At 62.7% G+C, this 19,469-nt stretch carries 10 protein-coding genes and 1 pseudogene; 7 read left to right on the top strand and 4 right to left on the bottom strand.

All coding sequences use genetic code 11. The annotated features are described in order from the left end of the window. Window positions 1–5 precede the first annotated feature (5 nt). Window positions 6–5,561, bottom strand: a complete 5,556-nt coding sequence (locus tag HV796_RS04305; RefSeq protein WP_246355679.1) for an AAA family ATPase — start codon at window positions 5,559–5,561, stop codon at window positions 6–8. A 246-nt stretch (window positions 5,562–5,807) separates the two neighbouring features. Beyond that, window positions 5,808–11,336, bottom strand: coding sequence for a trifunctional serine/threonine-protein kinase/ATP-binding protein/sensor histidine kinase (locus tag HV796_RS04300; RefSeq protein WP_175225209.1), 5,529 nt, complete (start codon window positions 11,334–11,336; stop codon window positions 5,808–5,810). 382 nt (window positions 11,337–11,718) lie between these two features. Here HV796_RS04300 and HV796_RS04290 point away from each other — a divergent pair. From HV796_RS04290 to HV796_RS04270, 5 genes and pseudogenes are all read left to right on the top strand, one after another. After that, window positions 11,719–11,961 (top strand): annotated as a pseudogene (locus HV796_RS04290) (helix-turn-helix domain-containing protein); the annotation flags it as partial. Window positions 11,962–12,049: 88 nt separating this feature from the next. Next, entirely contained in the window at window positions 12,050–13,006 is a 957-nt protein-coding gene (locus HV796_RS04285; protein ID WP_175225208.1) for a glycoside hydrolase family 16 protein, read from the top strand. Between the two features lie 581 nt (window positions 13,007–13,587). Further along, a complete protein-coding gene (locus HV796_RS04280; RefSeq protein WP_175225207.1) occupies window positions 13,588–15,210 on the top strand; it encodes an NAD(P)/FAD-dependent oxidoreductase in 1,623 nt (540 codons plus the stop codon). A 208-nt stretch (window positions 15,211–15,418) separates the two neighbouring features. Then, window positions 15,419–15,622 (top strand): cold-shock protein, encoded by a 204-nt coding sequence (locus HV796_RS04275; RefSeq protein ID WP_010109085.1) that lies wholly within the window; start codon window positions 15,419–15,421, stop codon window positions 15,620–15,622. 216 nt (window positions 15,623–15,838) lie between these two features. Then, window positions 15,839–15,976, top strand: coding sequence for a hypothetical protein (locus tag HV796_RS04270; protein ID WP_175225206.1), 138 nt, complete (start codon window positions 15,839–15,841; stop codon window positions 15,974–15,976). A 100-nt stretch (window positions 15,977–16,076) separates the two neighbouring features. Here the strand turns inward: HV796_RS04270 and HV796_RS04265 are convergent, their stop codons facing one another. After that, the gene (locus HV796_RS04265; RefSeq protein ID WP_175225205.1) at window positions 16,077–16,970 is read right to left on the bottom strand and encodes a LysR family transcriptional regulator; all 894 of its coding nucleotides are present in this window, start codon (window positions 16,968–16,970) and stop codon (window positions 16,077–16,079) included. Between the two features lie 145 nt (window positions 16,971–17,115). On the opposite strand from HV796_RS04265, the gene HV796_RS04260 reads away from it, so the two are divergent. Continuing rightward, window positions 17,116–17,919, top strand: coding sequence for an alpha/beta fold hydrolase (locus tag HV796_RS04260; protein WP_175225204.1), 804 nt, complete (start codon window positions 17,116–17,118; stop codon window positions 17,917–17,919). Between the two features lie 171 nt (window positions 17,920–18,090). Here the strand turns inward: HV796_RS04260 and HV796_RS04255 are convergent, their stop codons facing one another. After that, the gene (locus HV796_RS04255; RefSeq protein ID WP_175225203.1) at window positions 18,091–18,408 is read right to left on the bottom strand and encodes a hypothetical protein; all 318 of its coding nucleotides are present in this window, start codon (window positions 18,406–18,408) and stop codon (window positions 18,091–18,093) included. A gap of 239 nt (window positions 18,409–18,647) precedes the next feature. On the opposite strand from HV796_RS04255, the gene HV796_RS04250 reads away from it, so the two are divergent. Continuing rightward, complete coding sequence (locus tag HV796_RS04250) at window positions 18,648–19,394, top strand: hypothetical protein (protein ID WP_175225202.1); 747 nt, start codon at window positions 18,648–18,650, stop codon at window positions 19,392–19,394. Window positions 19,395–19,469: the final 75 nt, after the last annotated feature.

The raw sequence follows: 19,469 nt of genomic DNA, 5'->3' as shown, positions 1-19,469 counted from the left end.
TAGTCCTATCGAGTGGACACCGAAAATTCGAACACGGCGCCGCGACGCCCATTCGGCTTTGCCACGAGTTGTCCCCCGTGCGCATCGACGATCGAACGGCAGATCGACAGACCCATGCCGAGGCCGCCAACCTTCGTGGTATAGAACGGCTCGAAGATGCGCTCGCTGTCATCCGCAGGCAGTCCTGGACCGGAGTCCGACACACGGATCAATACGTCCCTGGGTGAATTCGCGGTGGTGCTGATCAGCAAATCGCGTGGCCCGTCGCTCGTTGCGCTCATCGCTTCGATCGCGTTGACGATTAAATTGAGTATCACCTGCTGCAACTGCACGCGGTCCCCGCTAATCGACGGCAGGCCGCCCGCCAGCACGGCCTTCACGGAGACGTTGTGCTTCGACGCTTCCGCTCGCGTGAGCTCGATCACCTCGCGGACGGCTTCGTTGACGTCCACGGTGTCCTTGCGTGGAGGGGCTTTTTTGATGAGATCGCGAATCCGGCTGATGATATCGCCGGCTCGCATCGCGTCATTCACGATGCGCTGCAGTGCCTGCATGGCTTCCGCCAGATTCGGCGGCTGCGCGCCGAGCCAGTGTATGGCGGCCGCGGCGTTGGCCGCGGTTGCGGCAATCGGCTGTTTGATTTCATGGGCAATCGACGCGGTGAGCTGCCCCATGGTCGTCGCGCGGTTCGCGTGCGCGAGCTCGGCCTGCACCTCGCGGTATCGCTGCTCGCTCTCGCGTGCCTTCGCTTCCGCCTGCTTGCGCTCGGTCAGATCGAGCACGAAACCGACGCCTTCCTTCCTGCCTTCGAATGCAGTGGTCCCGACCAGCACCGGCACGCGACTGCCGTCCTTGCGCAGATACTCCTTCTCGTAGGGCTGGATGGTTCCGGTCGCGATCAGCTCGGCATTGGCTTGCGCGGTTCGGTCGCACCATTCCGGTGGCGTCAGATTCGAACGGCGTACGCGACCGGATGCGAAATCCTCGCGTTCGTATCCGATCATCCGCAGAAATGCGTCATTCACCTCATACAGGGTCGCGTCGCTGAATTCGGGTGTCTCATCGTCGCGTCGCCAGAAGAAGATTCCGATGATGTTGGCGTCGACCAGATGCCGGATTTTCCCGTCACGTTCGGCCGCCTCGCGGTACAACCGGCTATTCTCCAGTGCGATCGCGGCCTGCGATGCGAGCAGCTTCAACACCGCGACCTGGGCGGGCGCAAAGACGTGCGGCACCAGGTTGTTTTCGAGGTAGAGCACGCCAATGAGCTTGGCCCGATTGAGCAGAGGCATGCAGAGAATGGAACGGGCCCGATGCTCGCGAATATAGCGATCGGCGCAAAACGCAGCTTCGGCAGACGCATCGCCGAGCATGACGCTCTCGTGGGTACGCAGCACGTACTGTAAAACCGGCTCCGGCAACGCGACGGCGTTCACGGGCTGGCCACGCAAATGCACGACGACCGCGTCGCCACGGGTGGTGGCTTCCGCCTCGATCCATAGCGCGTCCTCTCGCTGAAACAGCAACAGGCTGCGCTCGGCTCCCGCCTGGGTCATCGCCGTGCGCATCAGCATATCGATGAGCTTTTCGAGGATGATCTCGCCTGAGACGGCTTGTGACACCTTGATCACGGTCGCGAGGTCGAGATGCTCGACGGGCGCTCCGATCGTGCTGGTTGGCCCCGTGGCAGGCAGCTCGTCCTTGAGTCGGGGCTCGGACTCGTCAAGCTGTCTTACCTTGGCGTTGGCGCCCCAGCACACATAGCCATAACGAGCGTTTCGCAGATACGCCAAGGCGATGGTCTCGAAGCCGCGTGCCGCATAAAAGCGCGCGGCGAGCTCGTTGGCCAGCGCCTCGTGATGGATAAACCCGTTGTCGCGGGCTGAGCGGATCGCTTGTTCGTACAGACGTTCGGCATCGAGCTCTCGCCCTTCGAGGCGGGCGATCTCCGCGCCAACCAGCGCAGCGCGATTCGCGAAATTGTCCGGGCAATTCGCGGCCCATCGCTCGAGTTGTTGATGATGTCCAACCAGAGCCTCGATGTGCGGTTCGCGTTCAGCCGTAAGAGCCGCAACAACGTTGCACGATGCGGCGCGGCTGAGCGCGGCGTAGAAGTGATATTCGGCCGTTTCGAAATGCGACGGGGATGTCCAAAGCAGTCGTTGTGCTTTAAGCGAGGCTTCGGTGGCTGCCGCAAAGTCGCCCGCCAAGTAGCGCGCCTGCAGCTTGCGGATCCAATACCAGCACTCAGCAAGCGCCAGGTCCGGATTATCCGCGAAGCGCCGCTCGATCTGCTGTTCGTCAAACTGCGTATCGTCGAAGCAGCCAAAGATCGGCGTGAGTCCCCTGAGCGTCCGGATCAACCCCAACTGGGTGCCGAGGCGGTCGATGGCAAGACCGAATCGCATCTTCTGCGCGAATGCGAGACCGCGCTCGGCTTCGCGTTGAACCTCAGCAAGCGGATCGCCGGCGGCAAGCAGATTCGTGTTCAGATGGCTACAGCAATGCGCCGCAAAAGTCAGGTCGCCGCTTTGTTTGCCGGCCTCGAACGCGCGCCGCACGAGGTCGCGGCCCGTGCGGATATGCTGCGTCCACGGCAGGACGACATTGCCGAATCCGACGTAGATTCTCGCCTTGAAGCGCTCCAGCCCGCGCTGCTCGACGAGGTCATAGCCGAGTCGGCCGAAGCGAAATCCGGTCTGGTAGTCGCCAAAGCGATCTCCGGCGATCATGCCGCCTAGCCATTCATAAGCGCAGCACGACCCATCGGAATTGCCGCGCTCAAGGCTGAGATTCACCAGCCGGCAGGTGATCAGGCAAAACAGGTTGGCATTCGTGTACAACGCAGGCACGGCGAGTTTGACCAGAACATCGCAGGTGACGAGGGATGCCGGGTCGCTCATCAACGGCAAATCGACGAGGGTCTCGATCGGGCGGTCTCCGAGGGTTGTCCAGATGCGCTCATATTCGCCGCGCGCTTGCGCTTCGGTCGGATGCGGTGACCACTCGACGCCAAGATGCCGGAGATAATCGAGACCGACGGCGACCGCCTGGCCGCTGCGATCGATGGTCAAGTACAACTCGACCCGCAAGCTCGCGACGGATGCGCGTTCGTCGGTCGTGGCCACGCGAGCCGACAGCGCGGTCAGGCGCTCGTCCGCTTCGGCCAGCGCGCCGGTCAGGAACTCGCATTCGGCCCGGTTCAACTCGAGCGCGCAGACCAGCGCCCGGCATCGCTCCCAACCGTCGTTGCCCAGTAGCGTCGAGCCCGTGACCAGATACTTGAGCGCGGAAGCATAGGCCGTCGAAGCCTTCGCGCGCCGTCCGGCGATCAGATTGAATTCGGCGAGCCGGTCCCGCTCGGCTTGCGAGTCGATTAACGGAATCGCGCGATTGAGGTGGTTGACGATTTCGAAGATCACCTCCTCGCGCTTGCCGGCAGGGGTCTGCTGCGCGAGCAATCTGCCGATGCGAAGATGCATGTGGCCCCGCCGTTCTTCCTCGATCAGCGAATACGCGGCTTCCTGAACGCGATCATGGACGAACCGGCAGGTGCCCGCGTGGCGTTCGACCATTTCCTGGCGGCCGGCGGGCCTTAGCGTTTCGTGGACCTGCGCTTCCGACATGCCGAGGACGATCGCGAGTGTCGTCGTTTCGGCGGTGTTGCCGAGACAGGCTAGCTGCTGTAACGCGGTCTGCGTTTCGGGCGGCAGACGGTTCAGCTTCGCGACCATCAGGTCGACGACGTTGTCGGTGTAGCCCTTGGCGTGCATGCGCGCGAGATCCCATCGCCAGCACGCCGAATCGTGGTCGAAGGCGAGCATGCCGGTGTCGGCTAGCGACGACAGGAACTGATTGGCGAAAAAAGGATTGCCGCCGGTCTTGTCATGCACCAGTTGTGCAAGCGGCGCGGCGCGTGCCGGCTCGCAGCGCAGCGCGTCGGCAATCAGTTGCGCGAGATGCTCTTCGGCCAGCGGCGCAAGCACAATGTTCTCCACCTTTCCGCCGGCGGCCCGGATGGCGTCGAGCTTGCGCATGAGCGGATGGGCAGCGGTCACTTCGTTGTCGCGATAGGCGCCGATCAGCATCAGATGCTGCAAATCGGAGCCGCTCAACAGGTCCTCGAGCAGATCGAGCGTGGCGGCGTCGAGCCATTGCAAGTCGTCGAGAAAGAGCGCGAGCGGATGCTCGGGCCGGGCCAGTACGCCGATAAAGCTTCGCAAGACCAGCTGAAAGCGTCGTTGCGCATCCTGTGGCGAAAGCTCGGGCACCGGCGGCTGCTCACCGATGATGAGCTTCAGTTCGGGGACGACGTCGACGATCAGCCGTCCGTTGGGCCCGAGCGCCGCCAGAATGGCCTCGCGCCAGCCGGCGAGCTCCGCGTCGCTCTTGCCGAGTAGGGGCCGCACGAGGCCCTGAAATGCCTGAACCAGCGTCGAATATGGGATGTCACGCTTGTATTGATCGAACTTGCCCGCGGCGAAAATCCCTCGTGGCGGCACCAGCACCCTATGCAATTCGTTGACGACGGAGGACTTGCCGATGCCGGCATAACCGGAGACGAGTACCAGCTCTGGCGTGCCACTGTTGATGATGCGATCGAACGAGGCCAGCAACGCTTCAACTTCGCGCGCCCGCCCGTAGAGCTTTTCCGGAATCAGCAGTCGATCGGGCGTGTCCTGTTGACCGGGTGTGAAGTCCTCGATGTCGCCTTGCGCTGCCCATTCGTCGAGGCAGCGCCGCAAATCGCGCTCGAGGCCGCCCGCAGTCTGGTAGCGCTCCTCGGCCGTCTTGGCGAGCAGTTTCATGATGATGGCCGAGATCGGCGCGGGCACGTGCGCGGATCGCTCGCTGGGTGGCACCGGCTTGCGTGCGATATGGCAGTGCACCCATTCGATCGGATCGACGGCGTAGAACGGCAATGAAGCTGTGAGCATCTGATATAGCGTGACGCCGAGCGCATAGAGATCGCTGCGCGCGTCGATCGAGCGGTTCATGCGGCCCGTCTGTTCCGGAGCCATGTAGGCGAGCGTGCCGGCGATGGTCTCTGGCGGCTCGGGCGCCTGCCGCTCGCGTGGCAGACGTGACGCGATGCCAAAGCCGGTCAGCCATGCCTGTTCCTGCTCGGCACTCACGAGGATATGGGCTGGCTTGAGGTCCTTGTGAACCAGCCCGCACTGGTGCGCTTTGCCGAGCGCCGCGGTAATGCTGATCGCGAGACGCAAAAAGCGGCCGACGCCCATGGGTGCGCCGAGCAGCCGGCCAAGCGGCGCGCCGCCGGGGTCCTCGAGCAGGAGCAGCGTTCGACCGCCTTCGTGCAAGATGTCGAGCGGCCGCGCGGCCCATGCACTGTCGAGATAGTCCTTGAGGGCGTATTCGTGAACCAGACGGTCGAGGCTGGCTGGGGTCGGGTGCTCGGCGGTGAGCTGTACGGTCAGGACGGCGCCCGGTCTGCCGTCGGCGGTTGGGCACCATCGCCGGCAGAGTGTTTGCTCGCCGTCTTCCCATAACACCTGATGGCCGGTGTCGCCAGGCGCGCCGAACCGAAGGGAGGAGTCCAATTGAGGGCCTGCATCGTTAAGCCGGCTGCTGATGCTGGGCAGAAGTGCCTATCGGCCGGTCTGTACGAGCCCTAGTCTGCCACAGCTGGCCGCGGTGCGGAGGGTCGGGCTTTTGAGGCTGAGGCTGACGCTGACTGCACTCATGAGTTGACGGTTTCACGTTATTGCTGCGTGTCGGGTCAGCCACTGATCACGTGTTGCCGGCCGCGCTTGTTTTCGGATTCGATGACACGCATGACTCAAACGTCATGGGCTGTATGGGCGAGTGGGCAAGGTGAAACAGAAAATAGTCCCTTGGGGCACGTTGACGCTCACCCACAACAGGCCGCCATGCGCTTCGATGATTGAACGGCAGATCGACAGCCCCACCCCCAGGCCACCCGGCTTCGTTGTATAGAAGGGGGCGAAGAGATGCTCGAGGCTTTCCGACGGAAAGCCCGGTCCCGAATCCTTGACTTCGACCCGAACGCCGTCCGGTTCAGCGCGATCGGTGGAGATGAGCAGCTCCCGCTGCCCTTCGACGACGGTGCACATCGCCTGGACAGCGTTGAGCACGAGATTGAGAACAACCTGCTGCAGTTGTACCCGATCCGCGTGGACGAGCGGCAGACTTGCGCCGAGCGCCATCTTGACCGACGCGCCGTTTTTCACCGCTTCTCCATGGGTGAATTCAATGACTTCGCGGATCGCCTCGTTGATATCCACCCAGTCCTTCCGGGCCGGCGCTTTGGCGATGAGTTCGCGAATCCGTCCGATCACGTCCCGCGCGCGATGACTATTCCTCACGATGTGAGTCAACGCCTGTTCGACCTCGTCCAATTGCGGCGGCCGGCGCGCCAGCCAACGCAGCGCTGCCTCGGCGTGGGTCGCCGTGGCGGCAATCGGCTGGTTCACTTCATGGGCAATCGACGCCGTGAGCTGTCCCATCGTTGCGACGCGGTTTGCGTGCGCAACCTCCATCTGTGCTTCGCGGTAGCGTCGCTCGCTCTCGCGGGCTTCGGCTTCCGCCTGCTTGCGCCTCGTCAGATCGAGCAGGAAGGCCACGCCCTGGTCGGAAAGTTCGCCGAAGGTCGCCGCACCGACAAGCACCGGCACACGACCGCCGTCTTTGCGGATGTACTCCTTCTCGTAGGGTTTGCAGCTGCCGGTCGCTCGAAGCTCTGCAACAGCCTTTTCATCAACGCGGGCCCATTCGGAGGGCGTGAGCGTCGTCCAGCGCACACGATCCGAAGCGAGATCGTCGCGGCTGTATCCGAGCATCTGAAGAAAAGCTTCGTTCGCTTCGAAAATGCGGCCCGCAAAATCCCAAATGAATATCCCGATGATGTTGGCGTCGACCAACCGCCGGATCTTGGCTTCGCGTTGTTCGAGATCGCGGTACAAACGGGCCACCTCCAGCGCGACCGCGGCCTGTGACGCGAGCAGCTTCAGCACCGCGCAGCGGGCCGGCGCGAAGACCCGGCGGGCCAGGTTGTTCTCGAGGTACAGCACCCCTATGAGCTTCGCCTGGGCGATCAGCGGCAGGCACAGAATGGACCGCGCGTCGCGCTCGCGGATGTAGGGATCGGTGGCAAACGGGAACTGCGCGGCGGCATCGTCAAGAATGACGCTCTCGTGCGTGCGCAACACATAGTGCAGCACGATCTCCGGCAGCATGGCCGCGGTCACGGGCAGGTCACTCAGCTGCACAACGACCGTCTCGCCGCCGGTCACGGCTTGCGCCTCGATGCGCGGTTCAGGACCGCGCGGAATGATCAACAGGCCACGCTGTGCACCGGCCTGCTCAATGGCGGTGCGCATCAGTGTCTCGATGAGCTTTTCCGCGACGATCTCGCCCGAGACGGCCTGCGACACTTTCATCACGGTCGCAAGGTCCAGGTGTTCAACCGTCTCCCCGATCGTACTCGTTGAGCCGGCTACGGGCGCTTTCTCCCTGAGCTGTGGGTGCAGCTCGTCGAGTTGCCGCACTTTGCCTTCCGCTCCCCAACGAAGATAGCCATAGCGAGCGTTGCGCAGATAGGTCTGGGAAATGGTCTCGAAACCCATCCCCGCGTAGAAGCGCGCAGCCAGTTCGTTGGCGATCGCTTCGTTCTGGATAAAGCCATTGTCGCGGGCCGTGCGGATGGCCTGTTCGTAGAGATTCATCGCGTCACGCTCGCGGCCGTCAACGCGGGCCACCTCTGCGCCGACCAACGCTGCGCGGTTCGCAAAATTCTCCGGGCAATGGTCGGCCCATACCTGAAGCTGCTGGTGATGCGCGGCCAATGCCTGCCAATGCAGGGTCCGCTGCGCATCGTCTGAGGTATCGCAAAGCGCGGCGCGCGCCAACGCGGCATAGAAATGGTATTCCGCCCGCTCGAAATAGAACGGGATCGTCCAGAGCAGGCGATCCGCTTGCACCGCCGCCGCGAACGCGGCGGCGTGGTCACCGGCGAGGACACGTGCCTGCAGCTTGCGGATCCAGTACCAGCAGGCGGCGAGCGCGAGCCGCTCATCCGCCTGCAGATGCTGCTCGAACGGCGCTTCGTCGAACGCCGCGTCGTCGAAGCGGCCAAAGACCGGGGTCATGCCGCGCAGCGTCCTGAGCAACTGGAGTTGCCCGGTCACGCGGTCGACGACCAGGCCGAAGCGCGCCTGCCGCGCAAAGTCGAGCGCGGCCACGGCCTCCCGCTGCACCTCGTCGAGCGGATCGCCGCTCGCAAGAAGATGCGTGACCATGTGGGTGCGAGCGTAGGCCCCATAAATCAGATCGCCGGTCTCGTGCGCCGCGTCGAGAGCGAGCCGTATCAGGTTGCGGCTGATGCGGATGGGCTTGGTCCAGGGCAGGATCTGGTGGCCGAAGACAATGTAGACCCGGGCCTTGAAACGATCGAGCCCAAGCTTTGTCACGAGGTTGAAGCTGAGCTGCCCAAAGCTGAAGCCCGCCTTGTAATCGCCGAACAGCCCGCCCAGCACGGCGCCGAGGTGAGCATAGGAACTGCTCGACGCGTCCGTGTTGCCATGCTCCAGGCTGAGATTGGCCATGCGGCCGAGAACGACGCACGACAGATTCTCGTCCGTGTAGGTGGCCGCCGACACGACCTCGGTCAGCACGACCATGGTCGCGCGCCAGACCGGATCGGTCATCCGGGGCAGGTCGATCAGCGCTTCGATCGGGCGCTCGCCAATTTGCTGCCACATGCGCTCGTGTTCGCGCCGGACCTCGTCCTGTGTCGGGTGCGCGGACCATGTGACGCCGACGCGTCGCAGGTAGTCGAGCGCCACTTCGATGCTGCGGTCGCTGCGGTCCAGAGTCGTGTAGATCTGTTCTTGCAGGCAGGTGACAGCCGCAAGCTCGAGCAGGTCTGCGGCGCGGCGCGACAGCGCGGTTAAGTGGTTTTCGGCATCCGCCAGCGCGCCAGTCAGAAACTCGCATTCGGCCCGGTTCAATGCGAGCGGGAAGGCGAGATCGCGCCGGCGCTGCCAGCCGTCCTCTGACAATAGCGCGGCACCGGCAACGAAATAGTTCAGCGCCGACGTATAGGCCGTTGCGGCCCTGGCGCGCTTACCGGCGAGCAGATTAAGCGCGGCCGCCTGCTCGCGCTCGTCAACTGACGTGAGCAGGCCTGCGCCCCGGTTGAGCTGGCCGACGATCTCGAACACCTGTTCGTCGATCGCCTGCGCCGGTGTATGCGCCGCGAGCAGGCGCCCGATCCGTAGATGCTCCGCCGCTCGCTGGTCCATCGGCGTGAGCCCATAGGCCGCCTCCTGGATGCGGTCGTGCGCGAACCGGTAGCGCCCTTGCGCATGCACGACCAGCCCAGCCTGTGCCGCCGGCCACAGCGCGTTGTGCGGCGCTTCGTCGCTCTCACCACCGACCAGCGCCAGCGTGCTGATCGATGCGCTGCTGCCGAGGCACGCCAGCAACCGCAGCGCGTGTTCAGTCGCGGTGGGCAGGCGCCGCAGCTTGCCCAGCATGAGGTCCACCACGTTGTCGGTGTAGCCTTTGGCCCGGATGCGCTCGAGATTCCACGACCACTGCCCTTTGCCATGATCGAAGGCGAGCAACCCTTCCTCGGCCAGCGCGGTGAAGAACTGGATCGTGAAGAAGGGGTTGCCGGCGGCTTTTTCCTGCACCAGCCGGGCCAGCAGCGTGGTGCACTCCGGGCCGCAGTGCAGCGCATCGGAGATCAGCGACTGGACATCCGCGAGCCGCAGCGGGCTCAGCACGATCTCCTGCACCCGCCCACCGGCACTGCGAATCGCTGCCAGCCTTCGCGCCAGAGGGTGCGAAGGCGTGACCTCGTTGTCTCGATAGGCGCCAACCAGCAGCAGATTGCGCAGCTCAGGCTGGGTGGCCAGATGCTCCAGCAGGTCCAGCGTCGCGATGTCGAGCCATTGCAGGTCGTCGAGAAAGAGCGCCAGCGGATGTTCCGGCCGGGCGAACACGCTGAGCATGCGCCGGAACACCAGTTGGAAGCGGCGCTGCGCGTCGTGCGGCGGCAGCTCGGAGACCGGCTGCTGCGGGCCGATCAGCGCCGCGAGCGACGGCACGAGGTCGACCATGAGCTGGCCGTTCGAGCCGAGCGCCTCCCGCAGCGCCGCACGCCACGGCAGCAGCTCGGCATCGCTCTTGCCGAGCAGCGGCCGCACGAGATCCTGGAACGCCTGCGCGAGCGTCGCATAGGGGATGTCGCGCCTGTACTGGTCGAACTTGCCAGCGGCGAACAGTCCGCGCGGCGGCACGAGGACCTTGTGCAGTTCGTTGACCACCGAGGATTTTCCGATGCCGGAATAGCCGGACACCAGCACGATTTCCGGTGCCCCGCCTTCGACGGTGCGGTCAAAGGCGGCAAGCAAGGCCGCGATCTCACGCTCCCGGCCGTATAGTTTTTCCGGAATCAGCAGGCGATCGGGCGTGTCCTGCTGGCCTGGCGCGAATTTGTCGATGCGGCCCTGACGGTTCCACTCGGCGAGGCAATGCTGTAGATCGCGCTCGACTCCGGCTGCGGTCTGATATCGCTCTTCGGCGGTTTTGGCGAGCAGTTTCATGACGATGGTCGACACTGGTTCTGGCACGGACGCAAGCCGGTCGGCGGGCGGCACCGGCTGTCGCGCGATATGGCAGTGCACCCACTCCATCGGTTCGGCAGCTGCAAAAGGCAGCACACCGGTCAGCATCTGGTAGAGGGTGACGCCGACCGCGTAGAGATCGCTGCGTGCATCGACCGAGCGGTTCATGCGTCCGGTCTGTTCGGGCGCCATATAGGCCAGCGTGCCGGCGATGGTCTCGGGCGGCTCAGGCGCCTGCCGCTCGCTCGGCAGGCGAGAGGCGATGCCGAACCCGGTGAGCCAGATACGTCCACTCGCCTGGTTCACCAGGATATGGGCCGGCTTGAGATCCTTATGGATAAGACCGTGCTTGTGGACCTCGCCGAGCGCCGCGACGATGCCGATCGCAAGCTGCAGGAACGGGGCCGTCTCGATGGGCGCGTCAAGGAGCCGGTCGAGCGGTTCGCCCCCGGGGTCCTCGAGCACCAGGGTGATTTGCCCCCGATCCTCGACGAGCCCCACCGGCCGCAGCGCCCACCTGTCGTTCAGTTCCTCCCTCAGGCTGTATTCGTGAGCAAGGCGATCGAGTGTCACGGACGCCGGATGTTCCGACGTAGGCCGCACGGCCAGTACGGTACCGCGCTTGCCATCAGGTTGCAGGCACCATTCCCGGCAGACGACGCACTCGCCATCCTCCGTCAAGACTTGGGAGCTGCTGGTTCCGTCGATCTTAAGCAGGTCCATGTGCCGAACCTTTGCAGTCGAGCCGGTGCGTTTCGTCAGGCTTATTGTGCAATGCGCGGGTGCTTCAAGCGCCACAGGTCGGCACAACCCGCAACATGACAGACTCTAATTACAAGGATTGCTAATAGAGGCAGACGATGCTAGCACGAACCCGAGCGAGCGACATTCCGGCCCGGCCGGACCGCGATCTGGCTTGCACCCGGTTGATCGAGCAGGCTGGCGACAGAACTTCGCCTAGTCGGGTTTTTAGCTGACCGTCTGCCGCGAGGCGGCCAAGCTTTTCCAGGATTCCGGTGTCTACGTTGACCAACAGAAAGTCGGAGCTCACCCCTTGCGGGAGTTTTGCACGATCGGGTTTCTGCACTGCCGAGACAACGACACCGCCCTGCCGTACCAGCGCGTAGGAGCCGCGAGACTGATGCTCGAGCAGGGCCGTCATTCGATGGATGTCATTGCCCATGAAGTCGGCTTTTTCGACCGCGATCGGATGAGGCGTGCGTTCCTCCGCACGTTGGGCCAGCCGCCGCAAGCCATCCGGCGTTTCGGCAGGGAAGGCCGTGTAGCGCCGGAAGAACAGGCGGCAGATGGCTGTGCTCATGCTCCGTCACCGGCCCTGGACACATAAGGCCGCCCGTTCCCAGGGTTAAAACGCCGTTTCAACACCGCCTGTACGCTATCGCACAGAGCCCTGCGCAGCCTTTTGCGACATTGATATGACGGATGCGCACGAAGCGAAGGGGGAAGCGATGAGTCGTTTAGGCCAGGTGCTAATCGTGGCTTCGATATCGGTTGTGTCGATGCTGGTCGCCGCGGTCGACCCCGCAGCGACTGCTGAATCGTTGCCTTCACCCGCGCCTGCTCCGAACCATGCCGCCCATACGGGCGACATCGATTTGACTGGCTACACGCTGACCTTCGAAGATAATTTCGATCGTCTAAGCGTTGCTACCCGCTCGCCAAAAGGCGGTGCAACCTGGTTTTTCCTCCCGCCCTACGGGCCGGCCGGAAACTACTCGGCGTCGAAGTGGGATCGCAAAGCGCTCAGTGTTGCTGGCGGCATCCTGTCGATCAAGGCATACATGGACCCTGACGGCACCTGGCGTTCTGGCAACATCTCCTCGATGGACGAAACTGGTCAAGGATTTGCGCAACTCTATGGGTATTTCGAAGTGCGTGCCAAGATGCCGGAGTCGGGTACGGGCTCCTGGCCCGCATTCTGGCTGATGAGTTCGACGACCATCAACAACACGTCGAGGAAACGATTTTCAGAAATCGATATCTTCGAGTGGTATGGCAAAACGTACACCGATAATTACGCCGTTATTTCGGAAGCGGTGCACAACTGGGCCGCCGGCGGCGCGCATGGGGAAGGGGCGGAATTCTACTCACCGACCACGCCGATACCGAACGGAGCGAAGCCCTGGAAGGACTACCATATCTACGGCTGTCAGATTGACCCTGTGCATATCACCTGGTATATCGACGGCGTTCAGACCAATCAGATGCCGACCTCAAATGCCGCGGCTTATATGACAGGGCCTTATTACATGATGCTGGACTATGCGCTAGGCGGCGGCTGGCCTATAGACAAGGTTGTCAAAGATTCCACGTTCGATATCGATTGGGTCCGCGTCTACGCGTTACCGGCGTCAGCCGGCCGGGCCGGATAGAACGCCTAAGACTCTTGCCCGATTTCCTTCAGTTCCCGATAGAGTGTCGCACAGCGCTTCGCGCTCGCTCACGCCTCGCGTCTGCGCAACGGAGCATCGGATTATGCCGGTCGAGGAATCGCATTGAAGGCAGAGCGCTGCGATTCGGCCAACCCCATGGAGCCCGGGCCCGTCGCTACGCCCCGTTTCCCTCTGGCGGCCGTATTTTTGCGCGGTGTTTATAACGAGGCGTTTATGCTCACGAGCAGGAATAATGACGGTGGCACGCCCGCATCGCATCGCGAGGCATGCGCTTGCATCGTCATAAGATGCACTGAGCTTCTCCCGCTTCGCTGATCCCGCTCCCGGCTTGCCCGACGACGACTTCGTGCGGGCAGAACCTTCCCCCGCGCAAGGCCCGCTCATTCTGAGGTTGCATGAGTTGTCCGACCGGAGCAGAATGCGGCGCCGCCACCGCTTTTTGCACCGATGGAAGAGCCGCGTCCGCGATGCCCACGTGGTGAACAATGCCGCTACCCGCATGCTGGCATCCGCCCGTTTCAACACCACCACGATTCCGTGGTGATCGCATCCCGAGATTCATGTTACGTCTAAGCGAAGTCAAACTCCCCCTCGACCATGCCGAAAGCGATCTCGAGGCCGCGATTCGTGCGCGCCTCCTGGATCTCGGCGTAACGGCGGACGGGCTGGTCCGTTACACCGTGTTCCGCCGTGCGCATGATGCACGCAAGCGCTCCGACATCAAGCTGACGTATATCGTCGATGTCGAAGTCAAGGACGAAGCGGCCGCGCTCACGCGCCTCGCTGGCAAGCCGCATTGCGGGTTGACGCCGGACATGACATACCGCTTTGTCGCGAAGGCCGCCGGACACACCGCTTCGCCGCGCCCGGTCGTGATCGGCATGGGGCCGTGCGGCCTCTTCGCGGGACTTATCCTCGCGCAGATGGGGTTCCGGCCCATCATCCTTGAACGTGGCAAAGCCGTGCGCGAGCGTACCAAGGACACGTTCGGCCTGTGGCGCAAGGCCGTACTCAATCCTGAATCGAATGTGCAGTTCGGCGAAGGCGGAGCCGGGACGTTTTCCGACGGCAAGCTGTACAGCCAGATCAAGGACCCGAACCACTACGGCCGCAAGGTACTGGACGAATTCGTCAAGGCGGGCGCGCCGGAAGACATTCTGTTTCTGAGCCGACCCCACATCGGCACTTTCCGCCTCGTCAGCATGGTGGAAAAAATGCGCGCTTCCATCCACGAACTGGGCGGCGAAGTGCGCTTCGAAACCCGGGTCGACGACATCGAAATCGATCAGGGCAGGGTGCGTTCGCTCAAGCTCTCGAACGGCGACGAACTGCGCTGTGACCACGTGGTGCTGGCCGTGGGCCACAGCGCGCGCGACACCTTCCAGATGCTGCACGAGCGCGGGGTTTATATCGAAGCCAAGCCGTTTTCGCTGGGTTTTCGCATTGAACATCCACAGGGGCTGATCGATCGCAGCCGCTTCGGCAAATTTGCGGGCCACAAGCAGCTCGGCGCAGCCGACTACAAGGTGGTCCATCACTGCAGCAATGGACGGTCCGTTTACAGCTTTTGCATGTGCCCTGGCGGTACGGTGGTCGCGGCGACGTCGGAGCCCGGGCGCGTGGTCACCAATGGCATGAGCCAGTATTCCCGAGCCGAGCGCAACGCGAATGCGGGCATCGTCGTTGGCATTACGCCGGAAGACTATCCCGGCGGTCCGCTGGCGGGTATCGCGTTCCAGCGCAAATGGGAGGAGCGCGCATTCGAACTCGGTGGCGGCGATTACCATGCGCCGGGTCAACTGGTCGGCGATTTTATCGCCGGCCGACCGTCGACGTCGCTTGGCTCCGTGGTGCCGTCATACAAGCCGGGCGTGCGTCCGACCGATCTCAGCACCGCGCTCCCGGATTACGTGATCGACGCAATCCGTGAGGCGCTACCCGAGATCGATAAGAAGATCGCAGGCTTCGCGATGCACGATGCCGTGCTCACCGGCGTGGAGACGCGCACTTCGTCACCGATCCGGATTCGACGCAGAGACGATTACCAGAGCATGAACATCGAAGGTCTGTATCCGGCCGGCGAAGGCGCGGGGTATGCGGGAGGGATCTACTCGGCGGCCATCGACGGCATCGAAGTGGCGCAAGCGTTGGCACTCAATCTGATGTCGGCGCACGCGTCCTGATGGGCGTAACAGGGGATCGGCCTCCTCGTTGAACCGAAAGAGCTTGACTGTATTGCTGGCAGCGCGTAGTGTGGCCGGTTGAAGTCTTCAAGAAGCGCGATTGATCATCATTGTCCGTCCCCGCGGTATTCGTTGTCCTCTCCCTCCTTGATGCTTTTTCTCGCGCCCACATTGGAGCGAGAATACTCAACCGTTTTAGGGAATTCTCATGGATACCGGTACCGTCAAGTGGTTCAACGATAGCAAGGGTTTTGGCTTTATTACGCCTGACAAAGGCGGCGACGATCTGTTCGCGCACTTCTCCGAGATTCGCGGGGATGGTTTCAAGACCCTCGCCGAAAATCAAAAAGTCAGCTACGAAACAAAGCGTGGTCCCAAGGGCCTGCAGGCGTCGAACATCACGCCGCTGTAAGTCGCGCTGGCACCTGGTCCCGTGCGCGGGACCGACGCTGTAACGATTCATCGTGCAGTACTTGCCCCGGTTGCGGGCGACGTTGTTCCCGATGGTCCCGTTGGACCATGACGGTGACCGCGTCGCTTCCAGACACCCGGGGCTTATTTACGCGATTGTCCGGTCACACAATCGATAGGGGTCGCGACTTCGCGACCGACGTATAAGGAGGACACCATGGCCAAAGGTCAATTGCGCAGCAACAAGGAAGCGAAGAAACCCAAGCAGGCCAAGGCCAAACCGAGTCCTGGCGCGGCCTTGAACTGGGCATCGCCGAAGGTGCCGCTACCTGTCAAATCGGGCGAAAAGAAGTAAATCCCCGAGGCGGTATAGCGAACCGGGTCGGCCGCCCGAACGCCAGTGTCGCAGCCGTATGGCGCGACGCAAGGAAACTTGCCGCCCGGCGTTGCACCGATTAGATCAGCGGCGCGTTCGCCTGCAGATAGGTCCATAAGCGCTGCGCAACGGGGCCGGCCGGCCCGTTGCGGCGCCGGGCTGCGACGACCGTTTCGGTATGGCCGGGGAGCCACCGGCCCGCAAGGGACTTCAAAGCGCCGCTGCGCAACTCCTCCTCGATCAGGAAGTCCGGCAAGTGTCCCCACGCGAGGGCTTGCAGAATCACATCTTTTTTCATCACCTGGTCGGGCACGGTTATCTGACGTGATCCTTCCATGACGAGGAAATGCGCGTCACTCGGCGTGCGAGCGGAATCGCGCATGACACATTGAGCGTAGTTGCGCAAATGCTCAGCACGCAGTGTCTTTGGCAGCGGTGTCGGCAGCATGCGCGGCGCCGCCACCGGAATCAACCGGACCTTACCGAGCGTAATCCATTCCAGTGACGAGTCGGTCATATCGACACGATGCAGGATCAGATCGGCCTCTCCGGTCTTCAGCCTCTCCATGGGGCCACCGACCGTTTCAAAATGCAGATTCAACCGCGTGTGCGGATACCCGACGAAGAAACGTGCGAGCAGTTCCAGCGTAGCCGGGCGCGGGCACAGATCGCCCAGAACCACGTTCAGATCGCTCTCATCTCCGCCGGCCAGTTGCGTTGCGTGCTGGCGCAAGCCTTCGGCTTCGCGCAACAGGAGTTGCATGCGCTCATGAAATGAGCGGCCCCTATCGCTCAGCTTCACGCGGTAGCCACTGCGATCGAGCAGGACGAGTCCTGTCTGGCTCTCCAGTCGCGCCACCGCAGCAAATACCGCGGGGTGGGATCGATGCAGGGCGGCAGCGGCAGCCTGGAAGCCCCCGGTCCGAACGACAGCGTCGAAGCATTGCATGTCACGCAGCGTGAAATCTGACATTTCAGTTTTTATGACAAAGCGTGTCGAGATTTTGTAATTTTATTGGAAATTCTCGTTGTCCATAATGAGTGCCGTTACCTGGCGTCGCGCAACGGCATTCGGCGATGGGCGCCGTGCCCTCCGGCGCTTCACCGCAGAGGACCTTATGGACAACTTCTCGTATCTCACGACGACCGACGGCACACACATCGCCTATCGGCTCGACGGCGACGACGACAAGCCTGCGATTGTGCTGTCGAACTCCATCGGCACCACGTTACGCATGTGGGATTCGCAAATGCCCGCGTTGAGCCAGCACTTCCGCGTGTTGCGCTACGACGCGCGCGGGCACGGTGCGTCGAGCGTTCCTGCCGGGCCGTATCCGCTTGCACGTCTCGCGCAGGATGTGCTCGAACTGATGCATGCGCTCGACATGGAAAGAGCGCATTTCCTTGGACTGTCATTGGGCGGCATCGTTGGACAGTGGCTTGGCGTGCACGCGTCGACACGGATCGACCGGTTGGTGCTGAGCAACACTGCGCCTTGGCTTGGGCCGGCGGACAGGTGGGATGCACCGATCGCGGCCGTTCTGCAGGCCGACGACATGACCGCCACAGCCGAGACCTTCCTGCGCAACTGGTTCCCGGTGCATATGCTCGAGGCGTCAGATCCGCTGGTCGAGAAGTTCCGGGTCATGCTGCTCACAACTCATCGCCATGGTCTCGCCGGTGCGTGGGGCGCCGTTCAGGAAACGGACATGCGGCAGGATATCGCGCGCATCACGCGGCCGACGCTGGTGATCGCGGGCGAACACGATACGGTGACGACAGCGAGTTACAGCGTGCAAATGGCGAATGCGATTCCAGGCGCGAGGTTGCGGGTGCTACCAGCGGTACACCTTACTAATATCGAGTTTCCAGGGGAATTCAACGATGAAGTCGTGCGGTTTTTGCGCACGTCCATCGCTTGATGCCATTTGTCCATAAAGAAATCAGGAGCACGAAAGACCGCTGTCGTGACGGGCAGCGGCCTTTCTTGCAACACGTGACGGATGAGCGACTCGAACTTCAGATTACCCTTGCGCCCCAGGCGATTGAAGCGCTTTTGCTAAATCACGCCTGACTGTCATCATTCAGTGTTACTACTGACCGGCAGACGGTGATTTTGTGCTCGGGGTCGCCAGTGTGTTGTTGCTCGGGGGAGCGCTGGTGCCAGGGCTATTGTTCGTGCCGTTCGGCAAGCCCGAGTTCGGCAACCCGGTGACCCTGCCGCTGTCCGAGTTGGTGGCGCCTGGCGTACCGTAGCTGTTCATTGCACCGTTCGCCTGGTTTGCCGGGCCGGCCGTGCTGCCATTGCTCGACGAACCGCCGGCCGAACCTCCGGCCGTCTGCGCATAAACGCCGCCCGACAGCGCGAGTGCGACGATGCCCGCAACTACGGTGCTGGTTGTCTTGCTCATGACCTGTTCCTCCTTGATTGGACTGGAATTTCGACGCAAGCGATCGCCGCCTGCTTGATCATGAATCGAGCAATCGACGTGCCGCGTGCTTTCTTATGCGCGCCAGGATGATGTACGTCGCAGCGAGCGTGCCGTGTCGATGCTGGCGGATTTTCGACGATCTGCACAGCTATCCTGACTAACCGGTACTGGCCCGATTTGCGCCGAAGTAATCCGTTGAAATCGTTACAATCTCGCAGATGACTCCCTCCTCTGAACCGCATCAAGTGCGAGACATACTGACGTCCTGCTTCCGTAGCGGCGACACCCTCCGCAGCCGACGCGTGAGCGACATCGTGCTATCGGGCATGGTCGACGTGCCTGTCCCCCCGACACGTCTGCTTGCCGATTGGGACAGGGAGATATCCACGCGCATGGTCCTGGAACCCGGCGACGTCGAGGCCATGCCGTTGGCGCGAGCACGGGCGCGCTGGCCCGACTACACGCGCTGCGTGCGGGCGGTGTCCGAGTGGACGGGCGCGCTAGGATTACCCGGGGTGCTTGCCAGCGGTGACAGTGACGTGGCGCTGATGGCCTGCCGCGGTGCGAAGTACCACCATGATGGTGCGCAATATGGCGGAGCGGCCTTTTGCAATCTCCTCCTGAGCGAGGACAGGGGTTTCGATCTGCATTTCCCCTCTTTAGGCCGCCGCATTCCCGTGTGCCGAGGAACGGTTGTGATATTCGATACGGGCCAGCCTCATGGCGTCATTCGACGCGGCAGCAGCGGTTTCGATGTGGCCGACTTCGCGACGGATCAGGACTGCGTCCAGATATTCCTGACATGGGAATTGCCCATCGAACATGCCCAGGTTGCGCACGCACTGAAGATTGCCTTCGACATAGCCCCTTCGACCTCTTTGCAACCGGATACAGAGCAAGTCCTGCTAAACGGCGAACCGGTCATTGTGTGCCCGGAATCCGGTCGTTGGTGTCGGGTTGACTGATCGCCGCGAGCACACCGCGATGTTGCCCGGACAGATTGAGGACATGTCCCGCGTCGATCACCGACCGCTCATTCC

The organism is Paraburkholderia humisilvae (genome assembly GCF_902859855.1).
GTDB lineage: Bacteria > Pseudomonadota > Gammaproteobacteria > Burkholderiales > Burkholderiaceae > Paraburkholderia > Paraburkholderia humisilvae.
The sequence above is the reverse complement of the archived record's forward strand: the minus strand, read 5'-3'. Positions and strand labels throughout refer to the sequence as shown.

Coding starts and splice junctions, on each gene's coding strand:
- HV796_RS04250 (WP_175225202.1), top strand. CDS start 18,648: ATGACTCCCTCCTCTGAACCGCATCAAGTGCGAGACATACTGACGTCC.
- HV796_RS04265 (WP_175225205.1), bottom strand. CDS start 16,970: ATGTCAGATTTCACGCTGCGTGACATGCAATGCTTCGACGCTGTCGTT.
- HV796_RS04280 (WP_175225207.1), top strand. CDS start 13,588: ATGTTACGTCTAAGCGAAGTCAAACTCCCCCTCGACCATGCCGAAAGC.
- HV796_RS04255 (WP_175225203.1), bottom strand. CDS start 18,408: ATGAGCAAGACAACCAGCACCGTAGTTGCGGGCATCGTCGCACTCGCG.
- HV796_RS04275 (WP_010109085.1), top strand. CDS start 15,419: ATGGATACCGGTACCGTCAAGTGGTTCAACGATAGCAAGGGTTTTGGC.
- HV796_RS04285 (WP_175225208.1), top strand. CDS start 12,050: ATGACGGATGCGCACGAAGCGAAGGGGGAAGCGATGAGTCGTTTAGGC.
- HV796_RS04270 (WP_175225206.1), top strand. CDS start 15,839: ATGGCCAAAGGTCAATTGCGCAGCAACAAGGAAGCGAAGAAACCCAAG.
- HV796_RS04260 (WP_175225204.1), top strand. CDS start 17,116: ATGGACAACTTCTCGTATCTCACGACGACCGACGGCACACACATCGCC.
- HV796_RS04300 (WP_175225209.1), bottom strand. CDS start 11,336: ATGGACCTGCTTAAGATCGACGGAACCAGCAGCTCCCAAGTCTTGACG.